18 protein-coding genes and 2 pseudogenes are annotated in these 24560 nt (G+C 39.9%); 11 read left to right on the top strand and 9 right to left on the bottom strand.

The features are described 5' to 3' along the window. Positions 1 to 13 precede the first annotated feature (13 nt). On the bottom strand, positions 14 to 646 hold the full coding sequence (locus H6G77_RS20480) for a response regulator transcription factor (protein ID WP_190872580.1): 633 nt from the start codon (positions 644 to 646) through the stop codon (positions 14 to 16). Positions 647 to 649: 3 nt separating this feature from the next. Further along, positions 650 to 2995 (bottom strand): GAF domain-containing sensor histidine kinase, encoded by a 2346-nt coding sequence (locus tag H6G77_RS20485; protein WP_190592330.1) that lies wholly within the window; start codon positions 2993 to 2995, stop codon positions 650 to 652. A 181-nt stretch (positions 2996 to 3176) separates the two neighbouring features. On the opposite strand from H6G77_RS20485, the gene H6G77_RS20490 reads away from it, so the two are divergent. After that, the gene (locus H6G77_RS20490) at positions 3177 to 5393 is read left to right on the top strand and encodes an alkaline phosphatase family protein (RefSeq protein ID WP_313934088.1); all 2217 of its coding nucleotides are present in this window, start codon (positions 3177 to 3179) and stop codon (positions 5391 to 5393) included. Positions 5394 to 5986: 593 nt separating this feature from the next. Here the strand turns inward: H6G77_RS20490 and cas6 are convergent. Continuing rightward, positions 5987 to 7056: pseudogene (gene cas6, locus H6G77_RS20495) on the bottom strand (CRISPR-associated endoribonuclease Cas6). Between the two features lie 381 nt (positions 7057 to 7437). On the opposite strand from cas6, the gene H6G77_RS20500 reads away from it, so the two are divergent. After that, entirely contained in the window at positions 7438 to 8079 is a 642-nt protein-coding gene (locus H6G77_RS20500; RefSeq protein WP_190592329.1) for a Uma2 family endonuclease, read from the top strand. A gap of 90 nt (positions 8080 to 8169) precedes the next feature. Here H6G77_RS20500 and H6G77_RS20505 read toward each other — a convergent pair whose 3' ends face one another. Together H6G77_RS20505 and H6G77_RS20510 are read right to left on the bottom strand one after the other, a co-directional pair. After that, positions 8170 to 8592, bottom strand: a complete 423-nt coding sequence (locus tag H6G77_RS20505) for a type II toxin-antitoxin system VapC family toxin (protein ID WP_190872581.1) — start codon at positions 8590 to 8592, stop codon at positions 8170 to 8172. Next, on the bottom strand, positions 8589 to 8867 hold the full coding sequence (locus tag H6G77_RS20510) for a DUF2281 domain-containing protein (protein ID WP_190872582.1): 279 nt from the start codon (positions 8865 to 8867) through the stop codon (positions 8589 to 8591). Before H6G77_RS20510 ends, H6G77_RS20505 begins: the two co-directional genes overlap by 4 nt. 413 nt (positions 8868 to 9280) lie before the next feature. Between H6G77_RS20510 and H6G77_RS20515 the strand changes: the two genes are divergently transcribed. The 3 genes and pseudogenes from H6G77_RS20515 to H6G77_RS20525 all read left to right on the top strand — a co-directional run bounded on the left by H6G77_RS20515 (position 9281) and on the right by H6G77_RS20525 (position 11854). After that, entirely contained in the window at positions 9281 to 10756 is a 1476-nt protein-coding gene (locus H6G77_RS20515) for a mCpol domain-containing protein (RefSeq protein ID WP_190872583.1), read from the top strand. 66 nt (positions 10757 to 10822) lie between these two features. Then, a pseudogene (locus H6G77_RS20520) lies at positions 10823 to 11179 on the top strand (TIGR03985 family CRISPR-associated protein); the annotation flags it as partial. Positions 11180 to 11281: 102 nt separating this feature from the next. Next, positions 11282 to 11854, top strand: a complete 573-nt coding sequence (locus H6G77_RS20525) for an HD domain-containing protein (protein WP_190872584.1) — start codon at positions 11282 to 11284, stop codon at positions 11852 to 11854. 138 nt (positions 11855 to 11992) lie between these two features. Here the strand turns inward: H6G77_RS20525 and H6G77_RS20530 are convergent, their stop codons facing one another. Then, positions 11993 to 13333, bottom strand: a complete 1341-nt coding sequence (locus H6G77_RS20530; RefSeq protein ID WP_190675554.1) for an NAD(P)/FAD-dependent oxidoreductase — start codon at positions 13331 to 13333, stop codon at positions 11993 to 11995. Positions 13334 to 13572: 239 nt separating this feature from the next. Then, positions 13573 to 14220 (bottom strand): hypothetical protein, encoded by a 648-nt coding sequence (locus tag H6G77_RS20535; protein ID WP_190872585.1) that lies wholly within the window; start codon positions 14218 to 14220, stop codon positions 13573 to 13575. Between the two features lie 564 nt (positions 14221 to 14784). On the opposite strand from H6G77_RS20535, the gene H6G77_RS20540 reads away from it, so the two are divergent. Then, positions 14785 to 16020: a lipopolysaccharide assembly protein LapB gene (locus H6G77_RS20540; protein WP_190872586.1), complete on the top strand. Its 1236-nt coding sequence runs from the start codon at positions 14785 to 14787 to the stop codon at positions 16018 to 16020. A 177-nt stretch (positions 16021 to 16197) separates the two neighbouring features. Here the strand turns inward: H6G77_RS20540 and H6G77_RS20545 are convergent, their stop codons facing one another. Next, a complete protein-coding gene (locus H6G77_RS20545) occupies positions 16198 to 16521 on the bottom strand; it encodes a hypothetical protein (protein WP_190592310.1) in 324 nt (107 codons plus the stop codon). 813 nt (positions 16522 to 17334) lie between these two features. Here H6G77_RS20545 and H6G77_RS20550 point away from each other — a divergent pair. The 5 genes from H6G77_RS20550 (at position 17335) to msrA (ending at position 22255) form a co-directional block, all read left to right on the top strand. Further along, positions 17335 to 17907, top strand: a complete 573-nt coding sequence (locus H6G77_RS20550) for a pentapeptide repeat-containing protein (RefSeq protein ID WP_190872587.1) — start codon at positions 17335 to 17337, stop codon at positions 17905 to 17907. Next, on the top strand, positions 17904 to 19055 hold the full coding sequence (locus H6G77_RS20555; RefSeq protein WP_190872615.1) for a 5-(carboxyamino)imidazole ribonucleotide synthase: 1152 nt from the start codon (positions 17904 to 17906) through the stop codon (positions 19053 to 19055). Before H6G77_RS20550 ends, H6G77_RS20555 begins: the two co-directional genes overlap by 4 nt. 714 nt (positions 19056 to 19769) lie before the next feature. Beyond that, entirely contained in the window at positions 19770 to 20948 is a 1179-nt protein-coding gene (locus tag H6G77_RS20560) for a cell wall metabolism sensor histidine kinase WalK (RefSeq protein ID WP_199331576.1), read from the top strand. A gap of 153 nt (positions 20949 to 21101) precedes the next feature. Then, complete coding sequence (locus tag H6G77_RS20565; RefSeq protein WP_190592307.1) at positions 21102 to 21554, top strand: N-acetyltransferase; 453 nt, start codon at positions 21102 to 21104, stop codon at positions 21552 to 21554. A 23-nt stretch (positions 21555 to 21577) separates the two neighbouring features. Further along, on the top strand, positions 21578 to 22255 hold the full coding sequence (msrA, locus tag H6G77_RS20570) for a peptide-methionine (S)-S-oxide reductase MsrA (protein ID WP_190872588.1): 678 nt from the start codon (positions 21578 to 21580) through the stop codon (positions 22253 to 22255). A 333-nt stretch (positions 22256 to 22588) separates the two neighbouring features. On the opposite strand, the gene H6G77_RS20575 is transcribed toward msrA, so the two are convergent. Continuing rightward, complete coding sequence (locus H6G77_RS20575; protein WP_190592305.1) at positions 22589 to 24505, bottom strand: acetate--CoA ligase family protein; 1917 nt, start codon at positions 24503 to 24505, stop codon at positions 22589 to 22591. Positions 24506 to 24560 lie beyond the last annotated feature (55 nt).

Raw genomic sequence — 24560 nt, forward strand, 5'->3', positions numbered from 1 at the left:
CTGAATTCTTATTTCAGTGCAACGTGACAATTCCGCGTTTGAGGGCGGTAATTACGGCTTGGATGCGATCGCTTACGCCAAGTTTGCTGAGAATATGATTAACGTGATATTTGACAGTGCCTTCGGAAATTTGCAATACTGCTGCAATTTCTTGGTTGGTTTTCCCTGTGGACATCAACCGAATCACTTCGAGTTCTCGACTGCTGAGTTGCAATATTCCTACTCGTTCGGCTAATTTAGCGCCGACGGATGTGGGAATGTATTTTTGTCCGGTGTTGACGATGCGAATTGCTAAGAGTAATTCATCTGGTTCGGCATCTTTGAGTAAATAACCCTTCGCCCCAGCTTTCAAGCCACGATAAATATCTTCGTCGCCGTCGTAGGTAGTGAGGACAATAATGTTAGCATTAGCAAATTCCCGACAAATAGTGGTAATCGCTGCAACGCCGTCCATTTCTGGCATTCGCAAATCCATTAAAGTAACATCAGGTTGCAGTTGGGGAAATATTTCTACTGCTTGATATCCATTACAAACTTGTCCGACAACTGTCATATCTGATTCGCGGTCAATCATGGCGGCTAAACCTTGACGCACGACGGGATGATCGTCAACTATCAAGATGCGGATGGGGTGGTTGTCAGTCATGCTTTAGTCTCGACGAATCAGGATGGTAATTTCTGTGCCTGGTTGTGGCAAACTTTTAATGGTTAACTGGGCTTTGATGCGATCGCTTCTTTCTTTGATTCCCATCAAGCCAAAACCTTTAACAACAGCTAAACTCTCTGGTGCAAATCCCTTACCATTGTCTTTCACCCTTAAAATCAATTGCGTCGGTTCATACACTAATTCAATCACAATTTCACTAGCAAACGCATGTTTAATAGCGTTTGTCAATGCTTCTTGGCCAATGCGTAACAAGTTATTTTCAACATCGACTGTTAAGGGATAAGCTTCCCCGATGATTTTGCAGATAATCTGAGTATCAATCACCGCCGACATCTGCGTTACGAGGTGATGAAAGGCTGTGGGTAAATTCTGCGTTTCTAAAATTTGGGGACGTAGGGCATTTACCGAACGCCTCGCTTCGGCTAAACCTTCCCGCGCTAGTTCTCTGGCTTGGGTGATATGTTCTTGGACTTCTGGTAAATCTTGGGGAATGATGCGGGAAGCTGCACCCAATTGAACGATCACACCAGTGAAGGCTTGCGCTAGGGTATCATGAATTTCTCTAGCCATGCGGTTGCGTTCTTCTAAAATTGCGGCTTGACGACTTTGTTCTGCGAGAGAAGTTAAATGGATGGCTAAGGTGGCTTGCTGTGCTAGGGCAATAATCAATTCAATATTTGCAGGTAAACCCGTTCTGGGTTCTCGAAAACACAAACCAATGAATCCCAAGGGGCGATCGCCCAAAATTAAAGGTACACGTACAATAGAACGATGTCCTTGAGCGCGATGCCATTTAATTCTTGCGCCGAGCAATTTCTTGTTATCCTCGACATTAAAAAAAATTACCTCGCCCTTAAATAGCGCCTCTTGCCAATAAGAAAAAATATTTGCGGAAATTGGCAGACGAAATTGCACAAATTCGGGATCTGTGTGGATCGGAATCACTTTACCTTCTCTGACATAACGTTTCATCAAACTAGTGTTAGTTGATGCGTCATACAAAAACAAAGCGGCGGCATAGGATTTGGCTTGGGCGGAGGCTTCTAGTAAAATATGTTCCCAGAATGTTTCTAAATCTGGTTCATCTGCCAATCGATTCACACAACCACGCAGTGATTCATTGGCTCTAACTAATTCTGCGACTCGTTTTTCTACAGTACTGGCGCGTTCTTGAATCAGATGTGCTACTAATTGTTTGCGATGCAGCGCGGCTCCAATTCCCTCCGCCGCAGTGGTGAGGACATCCATTTCTTGCTGACTCCAATGGCGCGGCGTAACACAATCATCAAAAGCCACACAACCGATGTAGCGTCCTTCGATGAATAAGGGTACACCTCCAGAAGATTTAATGTTTAGTGATTGGAATTGCGCTTTGAGGGAATGGGGTAAGTCATCTATTAAATACCAGATGGAACGACCTGCATATAGTTCTTTCAGTAAAATTTCGGCATCATCATTATCAATAACTGCCATTGTCGGATGATGAATTTGGGGAGAAATACCTCCAGCTACCCATTCATAGGTGATGCAGTGTTGTAATTTTTGGGTGGTTGGGTTTTGGCGTTCAAGGATGACTTGCACGCGACTAATTTTGGCGACTGTACCAATGGCTTGTAAAGCTTGAGGAATTGCTACATCAATATCTTCTGCATCTAAGAGATTTTTGGTAACTTGGGCAACTACAGACAGTAAGCGATCGCGTTGTTGTAACTCTTGGTTAACTTTTGCTAATTCTTCTGTGCGTTTTTGTTCGGTTTGGCGAATACGTTGACGCTGAATGGCACTACCAATACAAGCGGCGGCGGTTTTTAACAATGTTAATTCGGCGGTGCTGGGGTGTTTGGCTTGACGACAGTGATCAAAACTCAAAACTCCCCAAAATAGTTCTTCGACAAAAATCGGCACAGCGAACAATGCTTTCACACCAATTGCCGCTTGTCCACTACGAAACGGTTCTGGCATTTCTTCGAGCCAACAGCTAATACTTTCACCTGCTTGCAGGCGTTGATACCATTCCTCAATCCCGGTGTAGGTTCCTTGGGCTGTTGTGGGATGGGAGATTTGAGCAATGATATTCGGTGCATTCCATTCATACAGCGATCGCCAACCAGGTAGAGTAGATAATGGAATGGGAAAATGTTCAATCACACCCAAGCGATCGCAATCTAAACTTTCACCCATCACTTGTAAAGCCGTCTTCACCGCTTCATCAAAGTTATCAATGGTGAGTAAAGCATTCACCGCTATAGTTGTGGCTTCTAAAATGCGATCGCCAAAGTGCGATCGCATTCCATTGCTATTTTCTCCCAAATAATTCGGCGCTAACAATTGTCCCTTATCCCCCTTGTCTACCTTGTCTCCCCTCTCTCCCTTGTCTATTCATCCATCAAACCAAATTCCGATAGAATTCTCGACTTAAGATTTTCATAGCCTTTCGTTAACGTACCGTCAATAAATTTGATCAGCAATCATCCTATGCAAATGACGGTCGCAGACTAACGGAGGACAAGTGAGCAAGTATTTAAAATTCTATGGCATAAATCAAACATGGCAGTGGCTAAGGCAGACTTTTAGACATAAGTTATTTTTCCGCTTATCTGCAATAGTGCTGGTGACTGTTTTCCTGAGTTTAGGTGTGCATTCTATCGCGGCTCAACCAGTAGCTAATACACCCAGTCCCAAAGTCATTTTAATTTCTCTCGATGGTGCCACACCCGATTTTGTCGAGCAGTACTTAAGGGATGGTGTATTAAACCGCAGCCAAGGATTAGGATTACTCAGAAGACAAGGTGTGTATGCTGAAAGAAATATTACTTGCAGTGCCTCTTTAACTGCGGCTTGTCATGTAGCTATTGGTACAGGTTCCACTGCTGCCCGCAATGATATTAACTCTAATACATTTCACTTAGTTGCCAGTCCCTTTACCTCTAACATTAGTGGTTTTGGCGCACCAATTGGTGGTTATTCTACAATCGGCCCTAGCGCCAGTGTACAACCAACGGCAGAACCAATTTGGGTCGGGCTTCAGCGCAATGGTAAGCAAGTGGTGGCGGCTACCTTTCCCGGTGCAGATGGAGTTGATGTCAGAGTTCCTGGTTTAACTAATAGCCCAATTATTCAACCAGCCAGCAACAGAACTGTATCTTACACCGTTCCCTTTGGGGCGTTTGCGGGGGTAGGTGCAAGAGGTTTTAGTTTAACTGCTGCTGAATTTAGTTCTGCAACTAGTTTGATAGTGACGCAATTAAATAACGCAGGCAGAATTTCTTACAGCCCGATTTTACAAGCAAGTTTAAATGATCAGTTTACTGTTGGTGGTGTCAATTATAATATTCAAGTTGCCGCACTAGATACAACAAACGATCGCCGCACCAATTACGACACATTAGTATTTTTTGATGCTCAACTTGGTATTCCCACAGGGACTTTTAGTTTACCTGCAACTGGCCCGGCTTATGTGAAGGCGAGCGATCGTAAATCTAGTTTATTTTATTTAGAAGGCAGTTCTAATCAAGCAGGTACAGCATTTTACGTCAGCAATCTCGCACCCGACTTGAGTACCGTTCGCATTGCACGTTATTCTGCAAATGCAATTCCCCGTAACCCCGCAGTGCAAACCAGTGTCGATGATGTTCTTAGTAACGTTGGTTTTTGGTCGCCCCAAGCTGATTTCCGCATTCCAGAACGCCTCAGCCCAGGATTTACCACTTTCCCCGACAGCGAACTAGAAGATATTTACGAAGACCAAGTACAATTATTTGTTGATTATCAAACCCGACTAGCATTGAGAGCCATTAACCAAAATCCCAATGCAGATTTAGTCATGGTTTATATTGAACAACCAGATGGCTCAGAACACCAATTTTTATTAACTGATTCTCGTCAACCTAGTGATCCGACCAATCCATTATCCATTGGCGCTAGACAAGATAAAGCCAAAGTAGCGCGATATAGAACTTACGTACAAGCTGGTTATCAAGCCGCTAATAATGCCGTTCAGCGCATCATCAACGCAGTGGGGACAAATCGCCAAGGTACACCCAACAGTAACATTTTAGTTGTTTCCGATCATGGCTTTGCTCCCTTTCACACAGCTGTTAACTTAAATAACTACCTGAGAAATCGCGGCTTTGACTTAACTAAAGTCCGCGCCGTCACATCAGGGCCAGCCGCCAACATTTATATTAATCTCCAAGGACGTGAACCTAACGGTGTTGTCAGTCGTGCGGAATACATTACATTACAACAGCAACTGATCACAGCATTGCGGGAATTAGTAGATAACAATCCTAATTACTTGCGGGGAAGACAACAAGCAGTTTTTGACTTAATTTACCCCCGCCCATTACCCAGCGATGTCAACGATCCAAAATTTGGTTTAGGTACAAGCGAATTTGTCGGTCAAGATACTGGTGATGTGTTTGCAATTATGCGATCGGGATACAATTTTGACGGTATACAAAATCCCATCATCACCCGTTTAGGAGACACAGATAATTCTGTATTTTCCGTACCAAATTTCTACGGGGCGCATGGTTATGATCCCACAATTCCCAGTCTCAGCGCCATCTTTTATGCTGCTGGCCCTGACATTCAGCGTCGTGGTAACATTGGCAGAATTCGCAATATCGATATTGCCCCAACCATCAACAGTTTACTAAACGTTCCCTCTGCTCCCACAGTTCAAGGACGAGCTTTAAATATTCAGGGAAGAGGTGAGAGGTAACAGGTTATAACAAAGTCAGTTGGGTGGAGCGATCGCTTTACCCAACATACAACACTTTAGTTGCAATCAAGTAGCTAAAAAAACTTTTTTTACCTTATACTCCTACTATATATACAGATTTAGTTAGTAATCTCTTCTTTCTCTTTGCGCCCTTTGCGCTCTTTGCGGTTCGTTAAAAAAATTGACTTGAACCAATAGTTTAAGACTTAAATAAACCTTATTGCTACGCCGTGTGCGACTTTCTCTCAAACCTAACCCCCAACCCCTTCCCTACCAGGGAAGGGGAGCAAGATTCAAAGCCTCTCTCCGTTTCGGGGAGAGGTTTGGAGAGGGGTTTCAAGAATAAGTCGCACATCGCGTTATTGCTTTAATATTCTGTTCTCTCAAAGACTTCTCATAATGAATTAATAAGTAAGCCCGGTGCATTAACAATATGAAGCAACACATTAACAATGTGACTGGATACATTAATAATGTGACTGAGTACATTCACAATGTGACTTGGTACATTCACAATGTGAGGCGACGTATTCACAACGTGAGGCAACATTATAACATTGCTGATTAAACAACTAGTAAAGCGTTGTATTTCCTTACTCTCCTTGCTGCTTAATAGCTTTCCGCGCTAACTTAACATAGGTTTTCACCGTTTCCGGGAGCATTTGTAAATCATCTGCGATCGCCTGTAATGATTCTCCCATTTCTCGACGCGCTAAGATAGTTGCCCATGTAGAAGCAATTTTATCAGTGCGATCGCCCCCCTTACGTTTGCGTTGGGCTGTAAATAATTCCGTCAGTTCTTCAATTCTTTCTGCCAACATATTGGTTAACAACTGCGCCGTTGTTGTTGAGTTTTGTTCTACCCACTCCAAGCGAGTTTGTCCCAAACCAAAAGTTGTTTTATGTCCCGTACCGCAGTAGGGCGCAAGTCTCACCAAAGCATAAAATAACTGCGTAAATTCAGTATTTGCCAAACCCACCTTACTCAAACCCAAAGAAATCGCCCCCGTAAACCCTGTAACAGAACCTTGTTTTCCGGCTGCAACTTTCATCGATTCCAAACGGTGTTGATGAATAATCACATTTTCATCAACCCATTTCAAAAAAGCCTCTGCTTCTACAGACATCCCAGAAAAATCATTCCATCGCCGCAAGTAACTGTGAAACAAATTTTCAGGGACTGGTAGCGGGAAATGATGACCTTTGCGGCGAAAACTAGTGGGTGAAACAAAACTCAGATTAACAAAGACTTTAGCAATTGTGCATAAGTCGTGGGAGGATGGGCAATATTCACCTGTTTAATTGCTAAAGGTGTACCACTCAACTCGATAGTTTTGGGTAAATGAGTCAACCACTGCTGAAGAAATAATGCTACTTTTGGCGATAGTGCATTGACTTGCCAATGGTAAATTTGGTTAGCGACTAACTTCAGTTGCTTCCCACTCGGTAACAATTGACCTTCTAGCGCCGAAATATTGAAAGGTTTTTCCGACTCGCCATCATGGAGATAAGCTGATAACTCAGGATCAACTTGTCGCACCTGATCAAGAAACCAAGCATGAAGCCCAATCGTATACTGTGAGTAAAGCGAAGCAGAAACCGTTGCTTCCAAATCAAACACCAAACCCACTAATTCAGTCTCATCCGCCCATGTAATACCAATTCACGAAATTACTGATACAAATCACTTCCTCTACACCTTTGTTTCCGGTCGCCGAGCGGAGTCGAGGCGCTGCTTGCCTATCTGTATCATGTTTAGAGTGAAATGGTATAAGAACTGAAGACGTAGACGCAGACTTAGCTTTTGGCTGACGCTTCGTGGTTGTAGCTGCTCGTGGCATTGCTATAAGATACTTAACTGATGTTCAATATTCTAAGCAATTCCATCCCCAAAAGGGGAAAATTCTTCATCAATCATCATTGATAGAATAAATAAACATAAATTGTGATGTGGCTCAGTCATCAGTTATGAATTTTCAACATATACTTGATTTTTCACTGATTCCTGATTGCTATTTATAGTTAACTGAGACTGCGAGGAATTATGCTATTAACTGAACGTCGTGCTGACCGAGTAGTTCTCCATAATATTGGTTGGCAAAAATTTGAGAGTTTACTAGTAGACTTAGGTGAGAACCGAGCCGCTAAAATAGCTTACGATGATGGCACATTAGAGATTATGACACCATTACCAGAACACGAATATTACAAAGAAATAATTGGTGACATCATCAAAGATACGGCAGAAATTTTAGAGATAGATTACGAGTGTTATGGTTCAGCCACCTGGAAACAAGAATTAAAAAAAGCTGGAATAGAATCTGATAATTGCTTTTATTTTCAAAATGAAGCATTAATTAGAGGTAAGCTCAAGTTTGATTTAAATCAAGACCCTCCTCCCGATTTAGCTTTAGAAATTGATGTTACCAGTAAATCGTTAGATAGATTTTCAATTTATGCAAGGTTAGGTGTGCCGGAAATTTGGTGTTATGACACTGGAGAAATCAAAATTTACCAATTGCAAGGGGAAGAATATATTCAAACAAAAACAAGTTTAGTATTTCCCCATTTAAATATTTTAGAAATTCCCTCACTAATTGAAAAATACCGTATGGCAGGAAAAAGGGTATTTCGACAAGCAATCAGGGAATGGGTAAGGGGACAGATCAGGGAACAAGAGAAATAAAATGGGGCTGTGGGGGTGGGTGCGATCGCTCTTGAGGTTGAAAATTTGCGGGTGTGGGGAGTGCGATCGCTTAATTTGTTAGTAACTACCTTAATTAATGAACCAATTTTCTATGTCTATACCATTAAAATCCTGAAAATCTGCCACATTATTAGTTACTAAAATTAAGCTATTTGTGACTGCAATACTCGCTATTTGACCATCAATAAAACCAGGAGTTTTACCAACTTTTGATAATCTAGCTCTTTCTTGAGCGTGATGTTGTGCAGATTTCATATCATAATTAAATAAAGGTATTTGTGCTAGAACTACACTATTTATATAATCTTCTATATCTTGACGTTTTTTAGAAATAGGCAGACGTAAACAGCCGTATAGCATCTCATGAATAACTAGGGTAGCAGTGGATAGTTCTTGACTATACAGCCTTAGCTTGGCCATAACTGCTTCATTCGGATGAGGTCTTTTAGCCTCTGATAAGATGTTAGTATCTAGTAAATACTTTAAACTCATAAATTTACTTCTCTGCCTGGTGATTTATCTCGTAAATCCTCAAATGTGTCATCGTCAATACTCTCTAAATCAACTCTTTGTCTAAAGTTTTGTAAAGCTGACCAGAAGTCATTAATTTCTTTATCTTCTCTGATGTCTTCTTGTTTATCAGATATATGTAATGGGTTTTGAAGCGATAATTTATATTTAAGAAATTGGATAAAATCTAAAACCTCTTGTTGTTTATCTGTGGGTAGTTCTCGCAAGGTTTCTAAAACTGTTTGTTCGATGTTCATAGCGTTACCTCTGCTATATGAGATGCAGTTTTATTCTAACGTGATTGGTTGGATGAGAATTTAAGGGTGTGGGGTGCGTGCGATTGCTCTTGAGGTTGGGAATTTGGAGGTGTGGGGTGGGTGCGATCGCTGTTTTATTTTATGGAAATTTAGAGGTGTAATCGCTTCACTTCATTAATTTGTAGTATCAGATATCCTCTACTAATGGTTAAATAATGATCCCAAACTGTCTACAGAGGCAAAGCAGATTTTTTCTATAATTTTGCGTAAATTCTACACATTGATAAACAAATAAGATCGATGAAAGCTACTTGTGAAGTTATTTATTTAATATTATCTGTACAAAATTTAGTGTTAAGGTTATGCTATTGATTATTAAACCTAGACATAAAGAATTTAATCAAAGACAAACTATGGCAAAACTTATTGTATATGGTAATGTTAATCCCTCTACTTTCGCTAATTCAATAGTTGTAGCAAATAGTAAGTCTATCGAGATTTTCAACGAACCTTTAACTAATATTTTTGTTATCCATTCTCAAGAATCACATAAAAAACTTTACAGAGACCCTAATTGTCCAAACTGGATAGAGCATTTAGCTAATCATGGAATTTCCCATGATTCTTTAATCAATCGTACCATAGACATAAATAATTCTAATGAATCCACAAAAAAACTTATTGAATATATTGAGATGATTGCAACTCATAATACAGTGAATTCCCACTTAATTATTGATTTAACAAATGGTACTTCATTTCAAAAGAATCTACTGTCTGTTGTTGCTTATATTCTAGATATAAAGTATCAATTTATAATTGATATTACTAAATTAATGGAGAGAATAAAAGGAACTTTAGGTTTTCATGGTATTGAAGACTTATTACCAAGTTATGTTCCAGTACCAGATACTACTAAGCTAGATGATATCGCCTATCTAGGGTTAGCAGAAGTAGCTCGCTATAAGAGAATTATAGAACTTCATACACAGAGATTTAAAAATATTAATAGTGATACTGCTGATGAAGAATTCTTCAGAGATAATCTTATTCATTCCATACAACTGAAACTGCAAGGAGATAAGAAAAGAGATAACACTGTATATCGAATTGCTGTTTCTTCCTTATCGGCTAGTATAGAAGATTTAATAACTGTGATGATATGTAATTTTAGTTTAAAATCCAATTCAAATGAGATTTATAAAATTTACAAAAAAACTCTTGGTAATAAGATGAAAGATATTGAAAAGATGGTAAAGCAAGATGCTTCATCTGATTTTGATATTGAATTTTTTCAAAAATTTAATGATTTTATACTTTATCTTAGAAATAGCACTACTCACAAAGGAAAGTTATTGACAGATATTGAAAAATTCAAGGCAGATTTATCTATTAAAATGTCATTTCCATTTATTGAATTTTATACAGATATTATACATCCTATTTTAGCGAAAGATACTCCTACTCAAGCCCCAAAAAAAACTAGAGAAATTTTTGATAAAGATATATCTTCAAATGAAATATTATATTACGGATTAGATGGTGATAATACTGGAGAAATACTAGAACATCTGTTTCTCGATTCTAGTGCTGAACAACAATTTAAACAAATTAGTGATTCAATTAGTCAGGCAGTTTGTAAAATCGGCGAGAAAGTTTGTACTTCATCACATGGACAAATAATTTTCCAAGCTGGAGATGATTTACTATTTAAGGGTAATTTCAACCGCAGCACACTTCATGAGATGCAAAAAACTTATCGAAATATTACTAATGGCTTGACTTGCTCAATTGGTTACGGTAGAAGCCTAATGGAAACTTTTTTAGCATTAAAGATAGCAAAATCACGTCATAATAAAAATTCAATTGTAGGAATTGAAATTAAGTAATAATAATTTTGTTCTTCAAAATAAAAATGCTTATAAATATCAATATTTTAGAATTTCGATTTCTATTTACCTGCACAATTGATGTTGTTGCGGTTTGATAGAGAGTTTGGCGATCGCTATGTTAAAGGTACGGAACGCCATGAAACATTTCAAGCAATTTCTTACCAACAAGCACAAAATTTAATCAAACAAAAAATTACACAACCACAACAACAAAAAGCTTTATTAAAAATTCTTGCCCATCGTTCACCAGCAGATGCTTATTATCAAGTATTTATTAGATATCAAGATGCTAAAAATCGAGATAATAACGTGATGATGCGTTTACGTGCTTGGCGACCAAAATGTGAAGTTCTATTTCCTTATGAACTGAGACAAAGTATTGCGGCTGATGTCGCTCAAGAATTTCAGCTTTATCATTAAGATGATACCAAGTTTCAGTCAAAGATAGTAACCTGGGGTGGGAGTAGGGAGTGGGGAGTGGGGAGTAGGAATGCTATTTCTGAAAGCAACTTAGTATGAATTATGAATACAGTACAGTTAACAGCCAATTTTGAATCAGCATTAGTGTATGCAACTCGTCTGCATACAAATCAAACTCGCAAAATTAGTGGTGTTCCTTATATTAGTCATTTACTAAATGTTGCAGCACTGGTTTTAGAAGCAGGCGGAACAGAAGCAGAAGCGATCGCAGCTCTACTACATGATAGTATCGAAGACCAAGGCGGAAAATCCACCCGTGAAGAAATCCGCCAGCGTTTCGGTGAGACAGTCGTTACCATTGTCGATGGTTGCACAGAATCTGACACATACCCCAAACCACCTTGGGAAGAACGTAAACAAAAGTATTTAGAAAATCTGCGTTTTGCTTCACCTTCAATTCGACTGGTATCGTTAGCCGATAAACTACACAATGCTAGGTCATTATTAGCGGATTTACGCCAACATGGTAACGGCATTTGGCAAGAGTTTAAGGCGGGTAGAGAAAGAACCTTATGGTTTTATCAACAGTTGCAAGAAATTTATACTGCAACTGGTTCCGACTTTCTCACCCAAGAGTTTTCGCGGGTGATTCAAGAACTCGACAACGAAAGCTAATAATACCATTCACAAAATTACTAATACAAATCCCTCTACACCTCTGCTTCCGGTCGCCGAGCGTTCGCGCAGCGTCTCCGTTAGGAGAAGTCGAGGTGCTGTTTCCTCTGCTTACCCCAACAATAATTATTTACGCCGTTAAGCATCTAGTAAACGACTGCTCTTGTTAACAGGTGTTTGTGGTTCTGTAAATGCTTCTCGGCCTGTAATTAATCTAGAGCGACGATTTCGAGTGATATAGTTCCAAGCCCACTGGAATACTACGAGTAATTTAGTGTCAAACTCAATTAAGAAATAGATGTGAATTATGAGCCAAAATACCCAAGCTGGGAAACCTGTCAGTTGAAGGAAACCTAAATCGACAACAGCTAAATTCTGCCCAATCATTGCCAAACTACCAACATCGTTGTAGTGGAATTGTGGCAAAGTCGAACCTCTCAAGCGTCGTCTAATCAGTTTAGCGACATATTCTCCTTGTTGTTTGGCGACTGGTGCAACACCAGGTAAGGGTTTGCCATCTTGATGGGAAAAGTTAGCTAAATCTCCAATCACAAAAATGTTTTTGTAATCTCTAACAGTCAAGTCTGGTTCTACAACTACACGTCCGGCATGATCAAGTTCTACATCTGTACGTTCTGCTAAAATTGCCCCCATTGTCGAACCTTTCACACCTGCTGCCCATAAGATAGTTTTGGAGTGAATGGATCTGATTTCACCGTCTTGCTTGAAAGTAACAATGTCATTTTCAATGTCGGTGACTCTGGTTTTAGTGTTAATCACCACACCTAACTTTCTTAAGGATGCGGTTGCTTCTTCTGACAAATCTGGTGAAATGTGTGGCAGAATGCGATCGCCACCTTGCAATAGTAAAATTTTGGTTTCGGATGTATCGATACTGCGGAAATCTTCTTTGAGGGTTTTGTATGCCAACTCCGCGATCGCACCTGCTAATTCTACACCTGTAGGGCCACCACCCACAATCACAAAAGTCAACCAAGCACTACGCTTTTCAGGATCAGTTTCTTTTTCGGCGGCTTCAAATGCACCAAATATCCGGCGGCGCATTTCGATAGCATCTTCCACAGTTTTTAAACCAGGAGCCAAGTCTTTCCAGTGTTCTTTACCAAAATAAGAATGATTTGCACCTGTCGCCACAATTAAAGTGTCATAGGGTATTACTTGATTACCCATCATCACTTTTTGGGTTTTTGGGTCAATATCGCTGACTTCTCCTAACAATACCTGAGTATTCTTACTTTTGCTGAATACAGCTCGTAATGGTGAGGAAATATCACCGGGTGATAGCGTACCTGTAGCAACTTGATATAACAGTGGCTGAAATAAATGGAAGTTCCGTTTATCAATGAGGGTAACGTTTACATTCGCGTTACCCAAATATTTTGCTGTATATAATCCCCCAAAGCCACCACCTACAATTACTACCTGATGTTTGGTATTCTTCTCACCTGTGACAACCATAATAATATTTCCTTGTGTTAAGAGTGTTGTAACTTTTCTTAACAAAGATTTAACAGCATTATCATTAAGTTGCTGCTTATTTAGAACTATTTAAAAAATCATAAAAGTAGTCAAAACTACAGCAGAAGTCAGAACTCAGAATGAGAATGCCAAGGCGCTAACCTTGGCGTTTTCAGGTTAATTATTTTTATATTTCTTGTAGCTTGGACAAGATGTCCAAGCTAATATCGAACATCGCATTACTTATCTTGCAGTAGTTGATTAACTTGTTGTCCGCGACGACCTGTTTTAATTTCATAGCGGCGGGTTAAGTTGTCTTGGTAGTTGATATCTCTAGCCGCAGCAGCGTTAACAAAAGCATCGCAATTCTTACCTTGAACCACAGTTGCAGAACTGCTGCTATTTTCTTCGTTGCGGTTGGTGCGACTGTCACGAGATTCACTATTATTTTGACTACCTTGACTAGCACCACTACCGCTAACACCAATTCCCAAAATGCTGACACCACCGCCACCGCCATCATTATGACTGCGAGAAGAACTGGTACGAGTGCTAGTAGAGGTTGCTAAAGCAATTTTGCTGGAACTAGTGCGGGTGTTGTTACCCAAGCCAACATCACTGCACAAAGCGCGGGGGTCATTGGCGAGAGTTTTGTTGTCAACCCAAGATTGATGGTCGCCTAAGCCTTGAATTTCACTATTACCGACTGGGTTGCTGGGTGTGCTGGGTGTAGATTTATTCACATTACCAACAGCCCCAGGAGTCACATCATTGGGGCGGAATATTCCAGATGGTCTGACATCAAAGGGGCCAGCAAAGGCGGGGAATGTAGTGGTCAAAAGTGCAGTAGCGGTCAACAAAGAACTGGTGATATTACGGAATTTCATGATCTAGTCTCCTAATGTTTTCTTGCTTGTTTCTGGGGTTTAACCCCTTCACTAACTCAATAGGTTGACCTAGATTTTTTTATGCAGCCTCTTGGCAGATGTGGGAAAATTTTTTTTAAACCAGTTTCTTTACAGTCCCGCCTCGGAATGAATTCCGAGTCTCTTAGCGCAAGTCATCTTCAGATGACTCGACTAAAAATGTATTCCAGTCCACGCTTTGTGGACTTTGGCTATGAGTCTGGAACTTTAGTTCTAGGCGGGATGTGGTTGAACCTGAAAATTTTTGACTTGTGTGTACACAGTAAGTAAACGCCCCTGAGCGAAGAGTATCCAAACCATTTACTCCGTAAGGGGATGAAAACAGAAATGTTATATCCTCGCGCCTGGAGAATTTTTAGAAAAATATCGTCATTATTGAGCTAGTACAGGTCGGCGTAAATAAAATAGAGCATCTGGAATTGCTAAAAGGCTTGTGTTATCACTATTTTTTCTTTTTCCTTTTGACTTTTGCCTTGTTGTACTAGTAACTAATTATCATCTAACTTTTAGTCAGGTAAAGTATTTATGCTCAGGCGCTTATGCACGATCGCAATTTTCACTATCTTATTAAATAACTCTGTCACCCTGGCAGCAACGAAAGATCCTAATCAAGCAGATAAATTTCCCCCTAGTCCTTTAGAAGTTACCACACCTGATCCTTTAGTGCGGCCTTCGGCTGATAAAGAACCGTTAACGACGGAGGAACAGCAAACTTTAGCCACTGCGTTAGATGAATTAAATCAACAAGCAGCAGCAACATTACAAGCGGGAGATAAGGTAACAGCTTGGGAAATTTGGAACCGGGAAATACGCTTGCGGCGCTATTTAGGGACAATACCGGAAATTGATGCTTTATCTAGGGTAGGTGTGATCGCTTGGAATCAAAACGACCGTCAGCAGTTATTTTATATAACTCAAAGGTTGCAAGCAATTCAAAAACAGGCTTTATCACCCAAAACCGTTGCTCAACAAGGCGTAAATATAGAATTATTACAGGCTTTAGGTGCAGCTTATCAAAATGTGCGATCGCCCAAAAATGCTTTAGAAGTTTACAATCAAATTTTGACGACTGTACGCCAGCAACAAGATAAAACCGCAGAGTTATCAACCCTGCAAACCATCGCTGAATTAAATCTAGCTTGGTTCGATTATCCTAAAGCCGCCGCCACATATCAAGAATTATTAAATCTAGCGACTGTTGAGGGCGATCGCACCAGTGAGGTAACATATCTCAAACAGTTAGCTTATGTTTACCAGCAAAACAAACAACCACAACAGGCGATCGATACCTTAAATAAGTTAGCGTTACTGTATACTGACCCAGAAAATATTCTCAAAATACCAGAATTAAAATTAGCGATCGCTAGTAACTACGAATCTTTAGCCAAAGAAAATCCTAGCCTAATTCAAGAAGCTTTTAATAACTATCAACAAGCTTATACAACTGCTTGGGAATCACAACAATTTGTTATAGCGGCAGAAGCTTTACAAAAATTAATTGTCCTTTACCGTTCCCAAGGACAAATTGACGCAGCATTACAAACCAGTCAAATTCTCATCGAAACCCAAAGCAAAGCCTATAACTCTTACGGCTTAATGCAAGCTTACGACCAAATTGGGCAAATTTATTTACAACAAAAAGATTATCCTCAAGCACTCTCAGCCTTTCAGCAAGGCTTACAACTAGCACAGCAACTCAAACACGAAGAATCTTACTTTACCCAACAAATAGAAAAAGTCTCTAAAGAATCTGGGCAATAGTCATTTGTCATTCGTCATTTGTCATTTGTCATTTGTCATTTGTTAAATCAACAACAATTAGGTTACAAAACGTAAATCTCGAAACCTTACTAATGACTAAGAACAAAGCGCAAAGTCTGAGCGGAGGCTTCCTCCGCTCAGAACTTTGTAAGAGAGGACAAATGACCACCTTAACCGTTAAACATCTTCTAATTCAAATTGAGCCACCGTTACAGCGTTAAAGGCAAAGGCCAATACCAAAGGCATAGGACATCTGAGTATAAAGGTGCTAACGACAGCTACAACTGTACCCATTACAGCCGACAATGACCAAATTCTTTCTTCAACGGTGAGTCCTTTTTCGGCTTTAATTCCTCTCAACACATGAGATGGAATTGGTTCTGGCATCACTCCACCAGGAGGAAACGCCCAATAATTGTTGCGTCGCTCTACAAATAACTCTGTCCAGCCATTTTCTTGGCACCAAGCTTCAATCCATTCCAGAGAATAATGTTTCACCATTTGTCTAATACTTACTGCTTACGAATTTTTGGGTAGTTGCTGAATATAAACTGATGAGTTTCTGACTCACAAGTGGCAATAGAAATAAACCAACCGTTAGAGAAGGTTAAAACCTATTTTGTGACCTCTTGAACTTTCTTTTCCTCCTGCCTCTTGTCGTAGCCAAGCAACTATTTATGAAACTAAAGTTAATTCTCCTCTGGTGTAGCTGGTCAAGCATCCAAGACAGATAATTAATATGCTCAAGCAACGCTGACTCACTCACCTTAATAAGAAGACTAACAGGGGAGAATTGAGGTTAACAGCAAAAGTTAATAAACTTTACTTGGAAAATAAATCATAAAGAAATGTAACTAATTAATTTATTAGCGATTAGGGAATATTCCTTGTGGATGTTTATTTATGAGATGTTCTCATGATTAACAACTTATGAATTTCTTTAATAAGAATACTTATATCGCAACTTATATCGCAAAACGCAATTTTTTAAATCAAGAATTGTAAAGTTTAACGTGAGCGTTCGCAGTAATTTATATTTAGTGATAAAAATCAGCCTTTGGTTATATATATTAACCTGATTTGATTAATGAACATATTTGCGTAGGGAGGGAACAGTAAAAAAGGGATTTATTAATATATGGAAATCCTAAATTGATTGACAAACATCCCTCTCTTTGTATCCCTTGTCAACCTTGTCTCCCCTATCTCCCTTATCTCTTCGACTCATCCAGTCGTTTCCCAAAAATGTTTTAGCGATCGCCTAAGATTACAAAATGTTAAGCTAAAGTCATCAACTATACCTAAAAAACAAATATGTTGTGGCAGCCAGGATTAGCATTACTTTTAGGAATTTTATTATTCTGCTTGATTTACATAAAAACCAATCATCACAGAGTTATAAATCCCATTCCGGCTTTGATATTGAGTATTTTTACTCTCTGTTTTCTGCCTGATACCGCCTTAGCCGTAGACTGGACTCATCCCTTGTCATTTAGTAATGCACAGTTGGCGAGAAGAGACTTTTCGGGAGAAACTTTGCAAGCGGCGGAATTTTCTAACGCGAATATGGAAATGGCGAACTTTACTGGTGCTGACTTGCGCGGAGCCGTCTTAAGTGCTTCAGTGATGACAAAAGCCAATCTTCACCAAGCCGATTTAACTAATGCGATGGTGGATCAGGTAAACTTAACAGGGGCAGATTTAAGTGATGCCATTTTTAAAGAAGCATTGTTACTTCGCGCCCTGTTTACAGATGTGAATATTCAAGGTGCAGACTTCACCGATGCAGTTTTGGATAGAGCGCAAATCAAAGAACTGTGCAGTAAAGCCAGTGGGGTAAATTCCAAAACTGGCGTAGATACCCGTGAATCTTTAGGATGTCGATGAAGCGTGTTGGTGTAATTGGTGGTGGGCAACTAGCCTGGATGATGGGGGATGCAGCGCAAAAACTAGGAGTAGAATTAATTGTACAGACTCCTAGTAAATTTGACCCGGCTGTAGCTATTGCCCAAGATACAGTGTTTGCGGCAATTGATAATGCAAAAGCCACAGAAATATTAGCCCAAAAAAGTGATGTCATCACCTTTGAAAATGAATTTGTTGACCTTGATGCTTTATCTTTATTAGCTAATCAAGGTGTTTGCTTTCGTCCGAGGTTACAAGCTTTATCACCTTTATTAGACAAATATCATCAGCGTTGTTATTTGCGAGATTTAGGTTTACCTGTACCGCAATTTTTTGCTGTGGATGATGTCGAGAATTTAGCATCCAAGCTAGAAGATTTGAGTTTTCCGGTTGTCTTAAAATCCCGTCGTCACGGTTACGACGGACAAGGCACATTTATTATCCAAGATTTAGCAACTTTACAGGAAAAGTTAGCTCAAGCAGCAAATCAATCACAGTTCTTAATTGAAGAATTTGTACCATTTGAACGAGAACTAGCGGTAATTGCAGCCCGTTCGGTAAATGGTGAAGTGGTTATCTATCCAGTGGTAGAAACTCAACAAGAACAACAAGTGTGTCGGCGCGTGATAGCACCTGCGGATATTACACCTAATCAAGCCGAACAAAGTCAAGCGATCGCCCATACCTTATTAAATAGCCTAGAAGTAGTCGGTATTTTTGGCATAGAGCTATTTCTCACCAAAGAAGGTAAAGTCTTAGTCAACGAAATAGCCCCCCGCACCCACAATTCAGGACATTTCTCAATAGATGCTTGCGAAACTTCCCAATTTGAACAACACCTCAGAGCCGTGTGTGGTTTACCTTTGGGCAATCCTGACTTACACTGTCAAATGGCTATCATGGTCAACTTGCTGGGATATGAAAATTCTGAGAGTGACTATCAAAGCCAGCGCCAACAATTAGCCGCCATTCCCCAAGCCAGCGTTCACTGGTATGGCAAAACTACATCTCGTCCTGGGCGGAAATTGGGGCATGTTACAGTTTTGCTGAATGAATATAATCCAGAAACTGCAAATCATCTAGCCCACACCCTAGAATCTATTTGGTATCCCGTAAGAATTACACAGTGATTCCTTCTTGGGTTTGTTCAATGATTAAGCCTAGTACAACAAGACAAAAGTAAAAAGCGCAAAGTAGGCGGTGTCGGTTTCCGTCCCGCCTAACTTTGTAAGGGATTTCCAACAAATAAATTATCCAATCTTGTGGGGTGGGCTTCTAGCCCGCCCTTGGCTAGGGGCGGACAAGATGTCCACCCCACAAGAAAAAAGTCCCTAAGAAGGCAAAAGGAAAAAGAAATAATAACGATACCACAAGCCTTTTAGCAATTTCTTATGGTCACTGAGTTTCGGCTTCGCGGTAATCGAGCGAAGCGATGCACTGAGCTTGTCGTTCGCATAGCGTCTCCGGTAGGAGAAGTGTCGAGATTCAACTACCGCGTAGTCGAAGTGTGGTCTGTTTATTTACGCCGACCTGTACTATAGGACTCATATTTGATTTATGAAAAAAATCAGTACACCTAGATCAGCCGTCTTTCCTACTCCCTACTCCCCATTCCCTACTCCCTACCTACATAACTAGATTCAGAAATCAAATCGGATTCCTATAGTAAACGCTATGATACCAAATCGCTCTGAAAGAGCTTTCAGCAAAAGCTTTAACTCTATTCAGGAAAAACTCATTTTTTTGGCAGAAACATCGATTAAATTTGAACTGTGGAAAGTGCAAGGTATGAATCTACCTTGTCTGCCTAGTCTACCTTGTCTCTTTGGTTCATATATCAAGATATGACAATAAATTTTGCGGAAAGTTTTAAACGAAAATTAGTTGAATTTTTGGTCGCCAGAATTGACCCAGATTCACTACATTTCCGGCTGACTGTTGGCATTATCTTAATTGTGACCCTGGGACTAAGTAGCTTTACACTCTGGGCTGGTTGGGAAATCAAAGAATGTTTGATGATTGCTGATAAAAATTATGGAATATCTGACAATTATCAATTATTAACTGTGATTCAAAGTTTGGGAATGATGAGTATTTTTTCCCTGACTATCACCACAGTTTTGACTACTTTATTTATTAAGCGATCGCTCTTACCATTACAACAGATCAATCAATGGGCAGAAACCTGCACAACTGAACTCACTCCCCAGCAGTTAGGTTTAAATCAAACACCAACCGAAATTCAAGAATTAGCCCAGACATGGATAGAATTTTTAACCAAACTTTCTGAAGCCAAAGAACAGCAACGCCAGTTATTCAGTGATTTAGCCCACGAGTTACGCACACCCTTGAGTATGGTTTATGGATATCTGCAAAGAAGTCTCCAACGTAGCCATAATTTAGCCGCTTCCCAAAAAGAAACTCTCGAAATGGCTGTTTCTGATGCCGAAAGAATGAATCATATCCTCCAAGACTTACTAGACTTAGCACGGGCGGATAACAGCGCCATTCCCTGTCCCGGCGAAACTGAAACAATTTTACTTAATGATGTAGTTGTAGCCGTAGCCGAGATGACCGAAAAATTTCATCATCGGGAAATTCAGTTAAATATCACTTCCTTTCCTGTTCAAGTCAAAGCCGAACGCCAACAGCTAATGCAGATATTAAACCATCTGATTACCAATGCCGTGAAATATTCCGCTACTGGTGAGCCAATTATTTTACAACTCACCCAAACGGAAGATTTGGCAATGATTCAAGTCAGCGACAAAGGATGTGGTATTCCCTTATTAGAACAGTCCCGCATTTTTGAACCATTTTATCGCCTAGATTCTTCTCGCACTCGTGCTACAGGCGGTACTGGTATGGGTTTATGTATCGTCAAACGCCTTGTAGAGTGTATTGGCGGTACAATTGAACTCCGCTCGGAACTTGGGTATGGTAGTAGTTTTATCTTGAAATTACCTGCATTAGAAGTAAAAGGAAAAAAACCAGAAAATCTTATTCCCTACCTTCAAGAGTAAGTTCAAGAGTTAAATTTGATTGCTATATAGGACTCATATTTGATTTATGAAAAAAATCAGTACACTCAGATCAGCAGTCTTTCCTACCCCCTACTCCCCATTCCCTACTCCCTGCTTACACAACTAGATTCAGGAATCAAACCGTATTCCTATATGAACATTAACTTTAAACCAGGAGATAATAATGATGTTGAAACACTTTTAGTTTTAATCCAAGAATTTTATCAACTAGATGGCTATCTCTCATTTAATGCAGTTGTTGTGCGTCATGCGTTGATGCAACTACTGAATGAAAAATCAATAGGTCAGGTTTGGTTAATTCAAGACCAAAGTCAAGCAATTGGTTATGTTATTCTCTCATTTGGCTATAGTTTAGAATACGGAGGACGAGATGCTTTTATTGATGAAATATATATTAATTCAGCTTATCAAGGTCAAGGCATTGGCAAACAAGCAATTAAGTTTTTAGAAGAGGTCTGCATTTCTCTGAATATTCAAGCATTACATTTAGAAGTTGAAAGAGAAAATATATCTGCCCAAAATTTTTATCACCGAGTGGGATTTAAAGATAGCGATCGCTATCTTATGACTAAAAAACTAAATTAATCATCAAAGGAATTTATATAAATATGTCAAATAGTAACTTGACACTTTCTCGCAACTTAGTACGCAACTTGTCCATCATATCTTTGAGTTTCATACTCTTGTATGGTGCAGCGCGTGTACTATTTCCCACTCCCGCCAGTGATATTTCCACCACTACACCCCAAACAAAGCAAATAGCCGTTTTTGGTGGTGGCTGCTTTTGGGGAATGGAAGCAGTGTTTGAGCATCTCAATGGTGTTTCTGATGTTGTTTCTGGCTTTTCTGGCGGCGATGCAATGACAGCAGACTACTCACTTGTGAGTTCTGGCTTTACCAATCATGCGGAATCAGTAAAAATCACTTATGACCCCTCAAAAATTTCCTACGAACAACTATTAAAAATTTACTTTTTAGTAGCCCATGACCCAACACAGTTAAATCGCCAAGGGCCAGATTCTGGTAGACAATATCGTTCAGTAATATTTTTTGCAAACGACCAACAAAAGCAAGAAACACAAAAATATATTGATCAACTTAATCAACAGAAAATATTTGATCAAAAAATTGTTACCGAAATCAGTCCATTAAAAGGTTTTTACAAAGCAGAAGAATACCATCAAAATTATATAGCTCGTAATCCTGATAGTCGCTATGTCGTAGCCCATGACCTACCAAAATTAGCTAAACTTCAAGCTACATTTCCGGAAATTTATAAAAAATAAGGAGACACTAAAAACCACCACCTATAAAGATGGTGGAACTCAGCACTTTGCTTGAAGAATAATTCAGAAGTCATACCATTTTGGATTTTAGATTTTGCGAAAAGTTGCGTGGGCGGGTTCCCCGACTTGAGCAAACTTTTCAAGACAGATTTTGGATTGGGTAAGGGTTGATTGGTAAGCTTTTGAGCCATCCATTTGTCGCAATCATTTTTTAATTTGGTATCAGAATTCAGGAGTCAGAATCAATTAGTAGCGGTCTTCAACCCGCTTATTCATCCGGCGGCGATGCACTGAGCTTGACGAAATATCGTACTTCCTTCTGACTCCTGAATTCTATGTAGATAAAATGGTACTAACTTCTTTCAAATAAACTCTGGTAAATGGTTCATCTTCGCCCAAGGTGTAGTCTTCAATTAATCCTTTGCGTTTAATGGAAATATCATTACCTTTTTTAATGACCACTGTTGAACCATCCACTAAATCACGCACTAACATCATTTCCGTTTCAGTGGGGTTATCTAAGATTACAATATTACTGCCTTGATAAAACATCCCTTCTGTATTTAAAGTTTCTGAGTCATATTCTGCAATTAACAAATCAAGTTTGGGATTCCGCAGTAAACTTTGAATATTGCTGTTGTAATCTGGACGCAAAACTTTTTGGGAGCGATTGATCAAAACAGCTTCCCGACATACAGCACCTATTGTCCATTCTGGATGCTGCAATAAAATATGGTCAATTGTGGTTTGTAGTTCTTGAACTGAGATTTTGTTAAAGGTAATAGTAGGAATCCTCGCATCAATTCCCGATGTAAAAAAAGTTTCGAGGATGCGGGATGGGACATCAATACTTTCACCTACGGCGGGGTTGAGGTGCATTAAAATACCGGGTGCAGCATTAATTTCTAAGATGGCAAAGTTACCTTGTTTCCAAGATTCCGCTAAGTCTTCGGTAATCACATCAATACCCAGACAAGTTAACCGAAAATGTTGGGCAATGTCTTGCGCCAAGATAATATTATCGTCATGAATTGTGTGGGTAGCATTGATACTCATACCACCAGCAGAAAGATTAGCAACTTTCCTTAAAAAGACACTTCTACCTTTTTCGAGGACACTTTTTAAAGACAAACGCTGTTCCTCTAAATACAGTTCCATCGCCTCATCAATTTGAATTTTGCTCATTGCTGAGGTGGGTGAGTCTAAACGTTCTGGTTTGCGATTTTCTTGGCGAATTAATTCGTGAATGCTGGAGTAACCATCACCTGTGACGGATGCGGGACGGCGTTCTGTGGCTGCAACAAATTTACCGTTGACACACAGCAAGCGAAAATCTTTACCAGTAATGCTTTTTTCGACAATTATCCTTGTAGGTTGATTTTCTGGAATGGCGGTTAAGGCGCGATCGTAAGCTGATTCTAACTCGTAGGAGTCTTGTACGGCGGCGGTGACACCGATTCCTTTATGACCAACTACAGGTTTAACGGCGACGGGGTAGCCAATTTCTCTAGCTACTATCAAGGCTTCTTTTTCAGTAGTGACGATTTCACCTTGGGGAACTGGAAAACCTAAGTTACCCAAAAAGTCTTTACAGTCGTCTTTGCGGGTGGTGAAGTCGGAATCTATATGGCTATCACAGTCAAAAGTTGTGGCGACACCCCGGACTTGTTTTTTCCCCCAGCCGTATTGCATTAATCCTTCATCCCAAAGATAAAAGGTGGGGATACCTTTTTCATCGGCGGTGCGTAACAAGGCGTAAACGGTGGGGCCACCATAGACAGATTCGCGGAATCTGGTTTGTAAGCTGACTAGTTGGTCATCCAACAGAAAATCTTCGTCTTGCCCGATCGCTTCAAACCAATCCCAAATACAATAAATTACGGCTCTGGTTGTGCGGGGATGCAGTGATTGAATACTAATGCGGGTAAATTTGTCCTCTGGTTTCACATAGAAGTGAGTGAGGTGCAAATCCATGTCTAACTTTCCCACTTCTGAGGCGGTGCGTGCAAACAAATGAGCATAAGATTCATAAGTTTGATTACCTAACAGGGGATAGCGATCGCTAATTTTTTTAACATAGTCTTCAATGGGCAAAGGTTCTCTATACCCAGTCAGCACAAAATCAAATACTAGTGCGCCTCTATCTAAATAGGGGTTCGGCCCGGCATAATGCTGGAAGTTGAAAACATCAAACACATCTGTTCTTCTGGCATTCACACGGACTACATTGGTACTTTTTTCTTGAATCATTGATTCTCAACCTTTGCTAAACACCCTGAAATTTCAACTGTAATTTGTGGTTGCT

It is taken from the genome of Aulosira sp. FACHB-615 (assembly GCF_014698045.1).
GTDB lineage: Bacteria > Cyanobacteriota > Cyanobacteriia > Cyanobacteriales > Nostocaceae > Nostoc_B.